The sequence below is a fragment of the Escherichia sp. MOD1-EC7003 genome (assembly GCF_002965065.1).
Lineage (GTDB): Bacteria > Pseudomonadota > Gammaproteobacteria > Enterobacterales > Enterobacteriaceae > Escherichia.
Window position 1 is genome coordinate 1 of the sequence record NZ_PTRE01000179.1, and the last position, 14,035, is coordinate 14,035.

Genomic DNA, 14,035 nt, shown 5'->3' on the forward strand with positions numbered 1-14,035 from the left:
GCTGCCTGTAGTAGTGAGGAAGCGTTTGTAATGAACGTGGAGCGAAGGGGCAGCGTCGGGCAGGGTGAGAGCATGAAAAGTATGTTTTTTGTACACACTTGAATAAAGGATAAAATACAATCAGAGACTGTATATTTAGCATGCTAAATACAACATTTTAAATGCAACTCTGCATTAAATTTTACAGGCCAATATTGTATTATTGCTAAATTCATAAATTAACATTTAAATTATAGTTGTCATGATCTTTCCTTGATAAATTGTTTCAATTGGCGAATCAATCTAATCGCTTAAGTGATATTTAATTAGCCTTGGGCATGAAGGAAATTCAAGATTGGGCTAGGTCTGGACTCGATAATAGAATATTTCGAGTGGATTCTAATACGAGGAGACTATTATGATGAATTCGCCTACCGCGTTTTATATTGTTAAATACCATCCTGACGGTGAAGGAGTACCTTATTTTATGGATAAGGAATGGATGCCTGAATTGCCTGATTATGATATTCATATAAAACCACCATTGCTAAATAATTTTGTTAGTAAGTATAGTTTGAAGGCTAAGAGTCATAAGCTAAATGGTGACTATTTATTGGAGGATGATTTAATTTCTTCTGATTTCTATGAGTTATGTAAGAAACTCAGCATTAAGTGTATATGTATTCCGGTTGATATACATTTAATGAGAAATAAATTGCCAGAAAAAAAGTATTTCCTTTTTTTTAACTTGAATTATTTATCTGTTCTAGATCAAGGAAAATCTACTTTTACAATATCGAGAGATATTTATGATGGAAAACCCAATACCCCGGAAGATAAGGGGGTAGATAAAGTTTATTATGATAAGATTGATAATTTTCATGTCATTGAAGGAATAGAGGAACATTTGTTTTTTTGTTCTGATATTATGAGACCGATATGTTCCCTTTTCTTTAAACAAGAGTTTGAGCGTTTGGGTTTAAGTGGCGTTGAGTTTATAGCAATAGATGAAAATTATAGATATGACGCATGGGAAGGCTGGTGATTTTAAATAAAAAGCCGGGAAGGTTTTTAAATCTTCCCAACTTATTTTTTATTTACCCACCGTTGTTCAGCCCACTAAACAACCGATTTCTTAATCCCCTTCCCTGGCGGGGAGCGGGCTTTCGTAAATTTTCCCTGAAATTTGAATTAATTATAAGGAAAAATACAATGTTTAAAATTATAATAATCCGAGAAACCCCCTTAGGTATAAAAGATGAAGAAGACCTTTCCGTATCAGAAGCGATATACTCAACCTATGCTGATTATACAGACGATATCCTTATGGTGTTCGATAAAGTCGTTTTATGTTTAGATAGACGAAGTGATGTCAGTGATATTTATAATGATATTGTTGATATATTCGAGCAGTTAGAACTGGGTACTAAACAGTTTTCCATGTGTTTTTTATCCAGTTCATTTACTACCCGTTGGGAATTTGAAATTACAAGCACAGAGGCCATTAAGATAACCGCCCATTGGTTTGTCGTACGATATCTGTATAACATCAACTCTGACATTAAAGTTTCCGTAATTGAAATCCCAATATCTGAATTCAAAGCGCAATGGGGGAATATTATCAAACCAATGAAAAAAGATATTCTTTCGTTAGGCTATGATGTAACGTTAGAAAATTTTTCTTTTTTTGATAAGTTTAATTGATTATTTGTTTTTGTGGTTTATGTAAATGGAAGGTGACTTACTTTACGAACGCAACGTACTTAAAGGAATAGAAATGAGGTACAAGGTCACACTGATCTTGTTGATAATATTTTTCTCTTTAACTAGCCTCTATTCCTGTAACAAAAACTTCCTCTTGCTCTGGAATGCGAATAATATTAATGTCGATGTGAAAGACAGCATTAGTAAAGAAAAAATAAAAATAGAATTCGGTATCAGCGTCAACACGATCAACCGAGAAACGGATGCCGAATTATTTGCAGACAGAGATAAGTATATTGTTCTCTTCGACGGTAACCTAAAAAATAAGATGATAAATGAATACGGCGAAAATGATTTTTTAATTACCTATGATGAGCGGTGCTACTTATCATTTCGTCAATTTAAAACAAATCGCCGACACCAGCATGATTACTATTTTGATTTTTTTAACAACAATGGTGATATCTTCGTCACGGTTGAAATTAAAGGCGAGAATCCGCTTAAATTTACCCGTGGCCTGAATGATATGCGTCAGCAGTTTACTTCAAATTATCAGCATAGCTCGGTTCACTCCTGTAAGGCGATTAACGGAGAACGAATATCTACCCGTTCTCCGTCAAAAGCCATTACGCTGGCATCGCCTCACGCGGGATAATTGCGCCGCGATACTGAATAACGGTACTTGCGGTCAGGTGCCCGCGTTTCGCCGCGTCTTCCGCGCTGCCGCCAGTCAAACGTATCGCCAGATAACCGGCACTGAAAGAGTCGCCAGCGGCGGTAGTATCGATCACTTTTTCTTTCGGCAATTTTACTGCCGGAACATCCATTAACCCTTCGCCAGCAATGGACACCAGGCAAGAATCCGCTCCGCGTTTTACCACCACTTCTTTCACGCCCGTTTTATGGGTACGTGCAATGACGTCTTCCACCGGTTGTTGACCCCACAGCGCGTCTTCGTCGTCCAGCGTCAGGAAGGCGATATCTGTGCATTCCAGTATTTGCTGGTACACCTGCTGTGTCTCTTCTTTGCTGGCCCACAGACGCGGACGGTAGTTATTGTCGAAAATCACTTTTCCACCGTTGGCGCGGCATTTGCGCAGCAGGGAAAGCAGCTTTTCGCGGCTGGTCGGGCTTAAGACTGCCAGGCTAATTCCGCTCAGGTAGAGATAATCGAACTTCGCCAGCTCTGCACAAATCGCCGCAGACTGCTCACTCTCCAGCCAGAATTTGGCCGCGGCTTCGTTACGCCAGTAGTAGAACGTACGTTCGCCGGTGCTGTCGGTTTCAATGTAGTAAAGGCCCGGCAGACGGTTTTCCATCCGTTGGGTCAGGGAAGTATCAACGTTTTCGCTGTGCCAGGCGTCCAGCATCTGTTGACTAAAACTGTCCGTTCCCAGCGCAGTCACGTAATGAACGGTTAATGCCGCAGGATCGACCTGACGGGCGATGTAAACGGAAGTGTTCAGGGTATCGCCGCCGAAACCGCGCTTAACGTCCGCGCCTTTCTCGGAAAGCTCAATCATGCATTCGCCAATCACGGCAATCTTTTTGGACATAGTCGTGAACCTGATCTGTAAAAAATTAGCGTTAGTTTGCGCTGTGGTGGTTTGCTGGTCAACTATATTAAAACAGTGTTCCATTATTTTTTTGAGCCAGAACGTATTCCTGAAAGATTCTGTTGTGGAGTGGGTAAATTTATCCGGTCAGGCGGTAAAGTTCTGCCCTTGCGCGCCGATAATCTTTGTAGAGCACGCCCTGCTGGCATCGATCAATATTGATGGTCTTCCGCTCATCGCTCTTTGCTGCCCAAAGGGGGCTTTCGTGTCCGGCGTCAATAGAAACGCTGGATACCGCGACTCTGGCACTGTAGTCGCCTCATGTTCTGCCTGGCTGGACTATCTTTAGGACTGGCACAGGAAGAATATGAGGAAGCGAACGATGAGCAAGGCAGGCAAAATAACCGCTGCGATTTCAGGGGCTTTCTTGTTGTTGATTGTCGTGGCGATCATTTTGATTGCAACTTTTGACTGGAATCGACTCAAACCGACCATCAACCAGAAAGTCTCTGCGGAGTTGAATCGTCCGTTCGCTATCCGTGGCGATCTGGGCGTGGTGTGGGAGCGGCAAAAACAAGAAACTGGCTGGCGCAGCTGGGTGCCGTGGCCTCATGTGTATGCAGAAGACATCATTCTTGGCAATCCACCGGATATTCCCGAAGTCACGATGGTGCATTTGCCGCGGGTAGACGCGACGTTAGCCCCGCTGGCGCTGTTGGCCAAAACGGTCTGGCTGCCGTGGATCAAACTGGAAAAGCCCGACGCGCGCCTGATTCGCCTCTCTGAAAAGAACAATAACTGGACGTTTGATCTCGCCAACGATGACAACAAAGACGCGAATGCAAAGCCGTCGGCGTGGTCGTTTCGGCTGGATAATATTCTGTTCGATCAGGGGCGGATCGCTATTGATGACAAAGTAAGCAAGGCGGATCTGGAAATTTTTATCGATCCGTTAGGCAAGCCGCTACCATTCAGCGAAGTTACCGGATCGAAAGGTAAAGCGGATAAAGAAAAGGTGGGCGATTACGTTTTTGGCCTGAAGGCGCAGGGACGTTATAACGGCGAACCGCTCACAGGTACGGGAAAAATAGGCGGTATGCTGGCGCTGCGTGGCGAAGGGACGCCGTTTCCGGTACAGGCTGATTTCCGCTCTGGCAACACTCGTGTTGCTTTTGATGGCGTCGTGAATGACCCAATGAAGATGGGGGGTGTCGATTTACGGCTTACATTTTCTGGCGATTCGCTGGGTGATCTCTATGAACTGACGGGTGTTCTGCTGCCCGATACCCCGCCTTTTGAAACGGATGGGCGGCTGGTCGCGAAAATCGACACTGAAAAATCGTCAGTCTTTGATTATCGAGGCTTTAATGGGCGCATTGGCGATAGTGATATCCACGGTTCTCTGGTCTACACCACCGGCAAGCCACGGCCAAAACTGGAAGGTGACGTTGAGTCGCGGCAATTGCGGCTGGCAGATTTGGGGCCGTTGATTGGCGTTGATTCCGGGAAAGGTGCAGAAAAGTCGAAACGGTCTGAGCAGAAGAAGGGTGAAAAAAGCGTTCAGCCTGCGGGAAAAGTGCTGCCTTATGACCGCTTCGAAACCGATAAATGGGACGTCATGGATGCCGATGTTCGCTTCAAAGGGCGGCGCATCGAGCATGGCAGTAGTTTGCCGATTAGCGATCTCTCTACCCATATCATCCTCAAAAACGCTGACCTGCGCCTGCAACCGCTGAAATTTGGCATGGCGGGCGGCAGCATTACGGCGAATATTCATCTGGAAGGGGATAAAAAGCCGATGCAGGGGCGGGTAGATATTCAGGCTCGTCGGCTGAAACTGAAAGAACTGATGCCAGATGTGGAACTGATGCAGAAGACGCTGGGAGAAATGAATGGTGACGCGGAACTCCGCGGTAGCGGTAATTCGGTGGCGGCGCTTTTAGGCAACAGTAACGGCAACCTGAAACTGTTGATGAATGACGGGCTGGTGAGCCGCAACCTGATGGAGATTGTTGGGTTGAATGTCGGCAATTACATTGTCGGTGCGATTTTCGGTGATGATGAGGTGCGGGTGAACTGCGCGGCGGCGAATCTGGATATCGCTAACGGTGTGGCACGCCCGCAGATTTTTGCTTTCGATACTGAGAACGCGTTGATTAACGTTACCGGCACGGCAAGTTTTGCTTCGGAACAGTTGGATTTGACGATTGATCCGGAGAGTAAAGGGATTCGGATTATCACGCTGCGTTCACCACTGTATGTGCGTGGGACGTTTAAAAATCCGCAAGCTGGGGTGAAAGCCGGACCGTTGATTGCTCGCGGTGCCGTTGCGGCGGCACTGGCAACGCTGGTAACACCGGCGGCGGCGTTACTGGCGCTGATTTCACCTTCCGAAGGGGAGGCGAATCAGTGCCGGACAATTTTGTCGCAGATGAAGAAGTGATGATAATTGCCGGATGCGGCGTGGACGCCTTATCCGGCCTACAAATCCTTGCGAACTCAGTATGTAGGCCTGATAAGCGTAGCGCATCAGGCAATTTTGCGTTGTTCTTGCCGGATGCGGCGTGGACGCCTTATCCGGCCTACAAATCCTTGCGAACTCAGTATGTAGGCCTGATAAGCGTAGCGCATCAGGCAATTTTGCGTTGTTCTTGCCGGATGCGGCGTGGACGCCTTATCCGGCCTACAAATTCTTGCGAACTCAGTATGTAGGCCTGATAAGCGTAGCGCATCAGGCAATTTTGCGTTGTTCTTGCCGGATGCGGCGTGAACGCCTTATCCGGCCTACAAATTCTTGCGAACTCAGTATGTAGGCCTGATAAGCGTAGCGCATCAGGCAATTTTCGGTCTCATCACAAAGACTGATGTCGCGTCTCATGGGTCAGCAGCAGGGCGATTAACGTCAAACCAGCCATCGCCGCCAGATATAACCCCACCGCACCTAACCCGTAGTGAGTCTGCAACCAGGCTGCGATATACGGCGCAACGGAAGCCCCGAGAATCGACGATACGTTGTAAGAGAACGATGCTCCGGTGTAACGCACTTCTGTCGGGAACAGCTCGGGTAACAGCGCACCCATCGGCCCGAAAGTCAGCCCCATCAAACTTAATCCCAGCAGCAGGAAGGCAAAAACCAGAATCGGGTTACCAGAACCGAGCAGCGGGTTAAAGGCGAACAGCGCGAACAGGATGATCAGCGTGGTGATGATTACCATGCTTTTACGGCGACCAAAGGCATCAGCCAGCAATCCGGCGACCGGCACCATCACGCCAAAACCAATAACTGCCATCATTAGCATCCACAACACTTCGTTACGCGGCAGGCCAAGCCCCACCGGCGCGGCGGCGGTACTGAAGGTCATCGAGTAGACCGTCATGATGTAAAACAGCGTATAGGTTGCCAGCATAATGAAGGTGCCGAGCACCGTGACGCGCACGTGTTTGGTCAGCAGCGTACCCAGCGGGATCTTCACCTGCTTTTTCGCTTTAGCGACTTTCTCAAACACTGGAGACTCATGCAGCGACACGCGAACATACAGGCCGATAATCACCAGCACCGCCGAGAAGATAAATGGCACGCGCCAGCCCCAGCTCATAAACTGCTCGTCGGTCAGTAGCCAGGAAAGCAGCAAGAAAGTGCCGTTGGCAAAGAAGAAGCCAATCGGTGCGCCCAACTGCGGGAAGGAGCCGTACAGTGCACGTTTGCGCGGTGGGGCGTTTTCAGTCGCCAGCAGCGCCGCACCGCCCCATTCACCGCCTAAGCCCAGACCCTGACCAAATCGGGCCAGCGCCAGCAGCAGCGGGGCGAAAATACCAATCGTGGCGTAGCCCGGCAGCAGACCAATCACCACTGTTGAAATCCCCATCGTTAGCAACGAGGCGACCAGCGTCGCTTTACGCCCAACGCGATCGCCAAAATGACCAAACACGGCAGAGCCGATTGGACGCGCGACGAAGGCGATAGCGAAGGTGGCGAGAGACTGTAGCGTTGCTGCCGTCGGATCGCCCTGCGGGAAGAAAATATGCGGAAATACAATGACAGCCGCAGTGGCATAAATGTAAAAGTCGAAGAACTCAATGGCGGTGCCAATGAGGGAGGCGACAAGGACTTTATTACGCGAGTTGATCGGCGTGTATTCCTGCTCGTGATCGAGTGTTGTGGCTGTTGCTTGCATAATCTTTTCTTATTTTTGGCTAACGAATAGCCATATTACGCACAGCAAAAGTGATATTTCAATGTGTAACAAATTGTGCTAATGGTCAAAAATCAGGCAAAAAGGGAATAATATTTAGGCCGGTAATTTTTCTTCTATGAAATGCTTCACATAATTTCATAAATAGTGGATAAAACTGGTTTTAGGTTAAATAAAAGTTACCGCCTGGATTTATATGCTGGGGTTATGAGTTGGAGTAAAATTGTTTGCTCTTGAATAGATAACTGAAGAGGCGCAGAGGAAGAGTTTCAAGTGGTTATGTGCGCATTATAGCCGGATGCGATGCTGGCGCATCTTATCCGGCCTACGGGGAGTCAGGTCGAATAAATTCGTAGGCCGGATAAGGCGTTTACGCCGCATCCGGTGTATTTTAAGGCGGCGTTTTCCCCGGCATTCGCGGGTCGTCTTTGTATTCGGCGGTGGCAATCCACGCTGCGCAAAACAGCGTCAGACGAGCGAAGAAGTAGAAAAACGCCATCAGTCCCAACACGGAACCAAACGCTGCGCCAGAGGGGGATTTCATCAGCGATGGCAGGGTGTAGGTCATCACGATTTTAATTACTTCAAAACCAATAGCTGCAAGGAATGTCCCGCGAATCAGGGCTTTCTTGCGCGGACGGTGGCGCGGCAACCGCCAGAAGATCCAGAAGAAAAGCAGATAGTTGGCGAAGATGGAAATCGCCAGACCAATCAACCGCCACGTCGGTTTCAGCCACTCAATGCTGTTCAGGTGCAGGGCACTGATAATCATTTGTTGCGCAGAACCGGCAACGGAGGTTATTGAAAGCGTGACAATCAGCGCAATCAATAAACCTATCAGCGAAATAAAATCACGCAAATACTTAACCCAGAACTTCTCCTGATCTTGCGGCGAACGTTCCCATACATCGCGCGACTGGGCGCGAATCGCCTCACGCAGGTTACCCATCCAGTTGATGCCGGAATAAAGCGCCACCGCCAGGCCGACAAGTCCTACCGTCGTACGCTGCTGAACGGCGGTGTTGATGGTGTTTTTCAACGTGGCGGCTAGTGTCGGATCGCTGATGTTTTGCAGAATTTTGTCGAAGATATCCTGTAGCAGCATCGGATGGGAGGCCAGCACGAAACCCGCGGCGGCAAACGACACCATCAAAATCGGGATCATCGACAAAAATGAGAAATAGGTGATAGCCGCACCAAACTGGTTACCCAACCGATCGTTAAAGCGTTCTGTTGCGCGGATCAGGTGCGCAATAACCGGTTGGCGTTGGACTTTTTCGGCAGTGGTGGTGACGGTTTCCAGCGCCTGGCTAACTTTGCCGCCTTTCTCGCTATTATCCAGCGGCTTAATCGGGTCGTGCTCCAGATCCTGGGTGGGACGTTTGATCTCGTTTTCCTGCGTCATCCGCTATTTTGTCCTTCTGTCGTTGTCATTCTTAAAAAGTATATACTCTAAATAATTCGAGTTGCAGGAAGGCGGCAAGCGAGTGAATCCCCAGGAGCTTACATAAGTAAGTGACTGGGGTGAGCGAACGCAGTCGCAGCACATGCAACTTGAAGTATGACGAGTATAGTCGTTCAGTCCAGGTGTTCTTTCATTATGCCAGCCAGGCAACACTTCAATAAGCCGCCCGGCACGCAGGGCTTCGCGCACAGCAACGCGCAGGATCTGAATAATCCCCAGCCCGGCAAGACCGGCAGCGAGATAGTTTTCGCTACTGTTTACCGTCAACATGCCGCCGGATTTAAACCACTGGACGATTTTTATCTCATTGCCGTTTATTATTTTTGCTTGTGCTCGCGGAATTTATTTTTTAATTGCATGCGTACTAACCACCAATATAAGGAAATCCTCAAAAACATTTTAAATAGTGCCCTTGACATGTAATTTCAGATGGTTAGCTGTAACGATTTATATCGGTAACTATTTTCTACGCGTCATCTCTGTAGAATGGCCACCGCCAAATGGCGAATTCTTATTTTTTCTCGCGGGTAATACCCTTCCACTACTTAAGTCTTTTTAACATATTCAGGTGGAGATTCAGTCATGCAAATAGTCATGTTTGACAGGCAGTCAATATTTATTCATGGAATGAAAATCAGTTTACAGCAGCGTATTCCTGGATTGAGTATTCAGGGGGCCAGTCAGGCAGACGAGCTATGGCAAAAGCTGGAAAGTTACCCTGAAGCCTTAGTTATGCTCGATGGCGATCAGGAGGGTGAGTTTTGCTACTGGTTGCTGCAAAAAACCGTGGCGCAATTTCCTGAAGTTAAGGTGTTAATCACGGCGACGGATTGCAATAAACGGTGGTTACAGGACGTTATCCATTTTAATGTGCTGGCCATTGTGCCTCGTGATTCAGCTATCGAGACATTTGCGTTGGCGGTAAATAGTGCGGCGATGGGAATGATGTTTCTGCCTGGAGACTGGCGGACGATACCGGAAAAGGATACTAAAGATCTCAAATCGTTAAGCGCCCGCCAGCGGGAGATTTTAACCATGTTAGCGGCGGGCGAATCGAATAAAGAGATTGGCAGGGCGCTAAATATCAGTACCGGAACGGTAAAAGCACATCTGGAATCACTCTATCGTCGTCTGGAAGTAAAAAACCGCACTCAGGCGGCAATGATGTTAAATATCTCCTCCTGAAGAGGAGAATTTTACAGCCAGCAGGAAGTTAGCGGCTGGCTATGAAAATATTATGGTTCGCCGTACAAACCAATTAAACGGCGTACCACACCGTTAGTCCAGCCAAACCCATCCTGCAGCGGATACTCGCCACCGCCACCTTCGCGGGGAACACCATCGGCAATATGGTATTTCTCGATCAGTTTGTGCTGTTCCAGATAGAACTGATTCACTGTCTTCAGCCAGCTGCGCGCGATTTCATCACCCAGAAGGTCATCGCCGTACATTTTAAATCCCTGAATTGCCATCCACTGTAACGGTGCCCAGCCGTTGGGTTTATCCCACTGTTCACCGGTTTCATACTCGCTTGCCAGAATCCCGCCTGGCGTCAGTAACCGGCTACGCACGGCGTTTGCCAGACGATCGGCCTGTTCATGGTTCGCCATGCCGACATAGAGCGGCACAATGGCAGCAGCAGAAAAGAGCGCCAGTTGTTCGCGTCGCCAGTCGTAATCGCGGTAGATACCGTTTTCATCATCCCAGAGGTAACGGTTTACCGCATCGCGACGGGCACTGGCTTTCTGGCGAAACAGCGCTTCTGTCTCTTTCTCGCCTTTCAGCGCCGAGATGTTGGCGATGGCGCTCTCCAGTTTAAACAGGAAGGCATTCAGATCGATGGGGATGAACTGGGTGGTACGGATGCTCGCCAGACGACCGGTATCACGCAGCCAACGGGAAGAGTAATCCCATCCAGAAGCGGCCCCCGCGCGTAAATCGCGGTACACCTCGTTGGGCGGGCGACCAGAATGTTTCGCGGTTTCTACGTCCTCAAGCCAGGATTCGTCACGCGGCGTGTCGCGATCGTCCCAGTAACGGTTGAGCAGCGAGCCGTCGGGCATCCGCACAACATGGCGATAGGCCTGATTAGGGATCAACGATTCTGCGCCGTCCATCCAGAAGGCATATTCCATTTTCAGATGGTCGAGATAGCGGCGCGCGCCGCGTACACCATCTTCTTCAAACAACTCCACCATCAGCGCAAAAACCGGTGGCTGCGAGCGGCTCAAATAGTAGGTGCGGTTGCCGTTGGGGATGTGACCGTAGTTTTCGATCATCCAGGCGAAGTTATCGGCCATGCATTTCAGCAAATCTTCACGCCCGCTTTCTGCCAGCCCCAGCATGGTGAAATAGGAATCCCAGTAGTAGGTTTCGCTAAAACGGCCACCCGGGACAATGTACGACTGCGGCAGCGCCAGCAGAGAAGACCACGGAATGTGATCTTGGGGTTCGCGGGTTAGCACCGGCCAGAGCTGGTCGATATGTTCTTTCAGGGAATTCTGCGGGTCCGATACATACTCGCTGGAGTAGCTCTCCGGCAGCCAGAAGTGATTTTCAACAAACTTACGCAAGTCAAAATCACGATGACGGCGCACTTTACGGTAGCGAATTAAAATATCCAGCGGATCCATTTTGGGGGCGCAGTCGGGAAAGGTTTTACTGTCGGGGAAAATTTTCGCCGACTGAACATGCTCGAACAGTTCGAGATAGCGATCGGCAGGCGTCAACGCATCAGAGGCGGGCAGCCCTTCAATTATCTCGGGTTCCGGTTCTGCCTCGATCATCTCATCCAGTTTTAATTCATATGGATCCAGCTCATAGCAGAGATCGACTTCGATCATCAGTTCGTCTGGATTAGGATTTTGAATTTTCTGATTGAGCATAAGGATCCGACCTCCGAAATTCGTCGCTAATTATCGGGCTTTTCTTTAAGGGTAGTCATTCGCTCCACCAGTTGGGCGACAAAGCGTGCGGTAGATCACGTTTATTAACGTGTCAAAAAATATAACGTACTAATATAAAAGGATTTTATAAAAATACGGATTCCGTGTTGTTTTTCATTTTCGGAACATTCAATCCTGCTCTCGCCGTAATCATGATATGCCACTCCTGATCTTGATAATAGGCACAGGCTATCTTATTGATAGTTTATATTCATGTAGTTGATTGATTCTTATCAAAAAGCCTCTTTCCCCATTTTTTATGATGGCTTCGTCTCGCAGAGACGTTTGCAGCATTCTGAAAAATCTTCTTGCTCACAATAACTCACCACCGTAAGGGAATAATAATGAAAATGGTCTCACGTATTACCGCGATCGGCCTGGCTGGTGTCGCGATTTGCTATTTAGGGTTATCTGGTTATGTGTGGTACCACGATAGTAACCGCAGTAAACAGGACGACGTTCAGGCATCTGCTATCAGTGGGAATAATAAGGTTTTAGGCTTTCTTCGCGAAAAAGGATGCGACTATTGCCATACACCTTCGGCAGAATTACCCGTCTATTACTATATTCCTGGCGCGAAACAGTTGATGGATTACGATATTAAGCTCGGATATAAATCTTTCAACCTCGAGGCCGTGCGTGCGGCTCTGCTGGCTGATAAACCCGTTTCGCAAAGCGATCTAAATAAGATTGAATGGGTGATGCAGTATGAAACTATGCCGCCAACGCGTTATACCGCGCTGCACTGGGCGGGTAAGGTGAGTGATGAAGAGCGGGCAGAAATACTCGCCTGGGTTGCAAAACAGCGCGCGGAATATTACGCCAGTAATGATAGCGCACCGGCGCATCGTAATGAACCGGTGCAGCCCATTCCGCAAAAATTGCCTACCGATGCGCAAAAAGTGGCGTTGGGTTTTGCGCTGTATCACGATCCCCGTTTATCGGCTGATAACACTATTTCATGCGCTCATTGCCATGCGTTAAATGCGGGTGGCGTCGATGGCAGAAAAACGTCGATTGGTGTTGGTGGCGCCGTTGGGCCGATTAACGCACCGACAGTATTTAACTCAGTATTTAACGTTGAGCAGTTCTGGGATGGTCGTGCGGCAACATTGCAGGACCAGGCTGGTGGACCGCCGTTAAACCCCATTGAAATGGCGTCGAAATCCTGGGACGAAATTATTGCGAAGCTGGAAAAAGATCCACAGTTGAAAGCGCAGTTCCTCGAAGTCTATCCGCAAGGTTTCAGTGGCGAAAATATTACTGATGCCATTGCTGAATTTGAGAAAACATTAATTACTCCAGATTCACCATTTGATAAATGGTTGCGTGGAGATGAGAATGCGCTGACGGCGCAACAGAAAAAAGGCTATCAATTATTTAAAGATAATAAATGTGCAACTTGTCATGGTGGTATTATCCTCGGTGGACGTTCCTTCGAACCATTGGGCCTGAAAAAAGACTTTAACTTTGGTGAGATTACGGCGGCAGATATTGGCCGTATGAATGTTACTAAAGAAGAGCGCGATAAACTGCGTCAGAAAGTACCCGGCTTACGTAACGTTGCGCTAACGGCACCGTACTTCCATCGCGGTGACGTGCCGACACTGGACGGGGCGGTGAAACTGATGCTGCGCTATCAGGTTGGTAAAGAGCTGCCGCAGGAGGATGTGGATGATATTGTGGCTTTCCTGCACAGTCTGAACGGGATTTACACGCCGTATATGCAGGATAAAAAGTAATTAATTTGAACGCCCGAACAGAAATGTTCGGGCGGTTTTTTTTGCGATAATAAAGTCTGTTTTTAATATTATTATGATAAATGTTTATATTATAAAAAGTCGTTTTTTTGCTTAGGATTTTGTTATTTAATTTAAACCTGTAATGCCTTGCTTCCATTCCGGATAAATCCTACTTTTTTATTGCCTTCAAATAAATTTAAGGAGTTCGAAATGGACCAGAAGCTGTTAACGGATTTCCGCTCAGAACTACTCGATTCACGTTTTGGCGCAAAGGCCATTTCTACTATCGCGGAGTCAAAACGATTCCCGCTGCACGAAATGCGCGATGATGTCGCATTCCAGATTATCAATGATGAATTATATCTTGATGGCAACGCGCGTCAGAACCTGGCCACTTTCTGCCAGACCTGGGACGACGAAAACGTCCATAAATTGATGGATTTATCGATCA

11 protein-coding genes and 1 pseudogene are annotated in these 14,035 nt (G+C 47.8%); 7 read left to right on the plus strand and 5 right to left on the minus strand.

What is annotated here, in order from left to right; all coding sequences use genetic code 11:
- Positions 1-397 precede the first annotated feature (397 nt).
- The 3 genes from A7090_RS22955 (at position 398) to A7090_RS22965 (ending at position 2,338) form a co-directional block, all read left to right on the plus strand.
- Positions 398-1,024 (plus strand): imm11 family protein, encoded by a 627-nt coding sequence (locus tag A7090_RS22955; protein ID WP_105275647.1) that lies wholly within the window; start codon positions 398-400, stop codon positions 1,022-1,024.
- The gene (locus A7090_RS22960) at positions 1,021-1,683 is read left to right on the plus strand and encodes a hypothetical protein (protein WP_206748399.1); all 663 of its coding nucleotides are present in this window, start codon (positions 1,021-1,023) and stop codon (positions 1,681-1,683) included. The genes A7090_RS22955 and A7090_RS22960 overlap by 4 nt, the downstream gene beginning before the upstream one ends.
- A 73-nt stretch (positions 1,684-1,756) precedes the next feature.
- Complete coding sequence (locus A7090_RS22965; protein ID WP_105275649.1) at positions 1,757-2,338, plus strand: hypothetical protein; 582 nt, start codon at positions 1,757-1,759, stop codon at positions 2,336-2,338.
- On the opposite strand, the gene kdgK is transcribed toward A7090_RS22965, so the two are convergent.
- Positions 2,310-3,239, minus strand: a complete 930-nt coding sequence (gene kdgK / locus A7090_RS22970; protein WP_105275650.1) for a 2-dehydro-3-deoxygluconokinase — start codon at positions 3,237-3,239, stop codon at positions 2,310-2,312. The two genes, A7090_RS22965 and kdgK, sit on opposite strands and share 29 nt — an antisense overlap.
- A 382-nt stretch (positions 3,240-3,621) precedes the next feature.
- On the opposite strand from kdgK, the gene A7090_RS22975 reads away from it, so the two are divergent.
- Complete coding sequence (locus A7090_RS22975) at positions 3,622-5,682, plus strand: AsmA family protein (protein ID WP_105275651.1); 2,061 nt, start codon at positions 3,622-3,624, stop codon at positions 5,680-5,682.
- A 409-nt stretch (positions 5,683-6,091) separates the two neighbouring features.
- On the opposite strand, the gene A7090_RS22980 is transcribed toward A7090_RS22975, so the two are convergent.
- From A7090_RS22980 to A7090_RS22990, 3 genes and pseudogenes are all read right to left on the minus strand, one after another.
- Positions 6,092-7,414, minus strand: coding sequence for an MFS transporter (locus A7090_RS22980; protein ID WP_105275652.1), 1,323 nt, complete (start codon positions 7,412-7,414; stop codon positions 6,092-6,094).
- 409 nt (positions 7,415-7,823) lie between these two features.
- Positions 7,824-8,837: an inner membrane protein YhjD gene (gene yhjD / locus A7090_RS22985; RefSeq protein ID WP_105275653.1), complete on the minus strand. Its 1,014-nt coding sequence runs from the start codon at positions 8,835-8,837 to the stop codon at positions 7,824-7,826.
- Between the two features lie 189 nt (positions 8,838-9,026).
- Positions 9,027-9,191, minus strand: a pseudogene (locus A7090_RS22990) (LysR family transcriptional regulator); the annotation flags it as partial.
- Between the two features lie 288 nt (positions 9,192-9,479).
- Between A7090_RS22990 and A7090_RS22995 the strand changes: the two are divergent.
- Positions 9,480-10,082, plus strand: a complete 603-nt coding sequence (locus tag A7090_RS22995; protein ID WP_105275654.1) for a helix-turn-helix transcriptional regulator — start codon at positions 9,480-9,482, stop codon at positions 10,080-10,082.
- A gap of 50 nt (positions 10,083-10,132) precedes the next feature.
- Here the strand turns inward: A7090_RS22995 and A7090_RS23000 are convergent, their stop codons facing one another.
- Positions 10,133-11,782, minus strand: coding sequence for an alpha,alpha-trehalase (locus tag A7090_RS23000; RefSeq protein WP_105275655.1), 1,650 nt, complete (start codon positions 11,780-11,782; stop codon positions 10,133-10,135).
- Between the two features lie 404 nt (positions 11,783-12,186).
- Between A7090_RS23000 and ccp the strand changes: the two genes are divergently transcribed.
- A complete protein-coding gene (ccp, locus tag A7090_RS23005) occupies positions 12,187-13,584 on the plus strand; it encodes a cytochrome c peroxidase (RefSeq protein ID WP_105275656.1) in 1,398 nt (465 codons plus the stop codon).
- Positions 13,585-13,794: 210 nt separating this feature from the next.
- Positions 13,795-14,035: pyridoxal-dependent decarboxylase (locus tag A7090_RS23010; protein WP_105275657.1), on the plus strand; the 241-nt coding region annotated here is incomplete at its 3' end.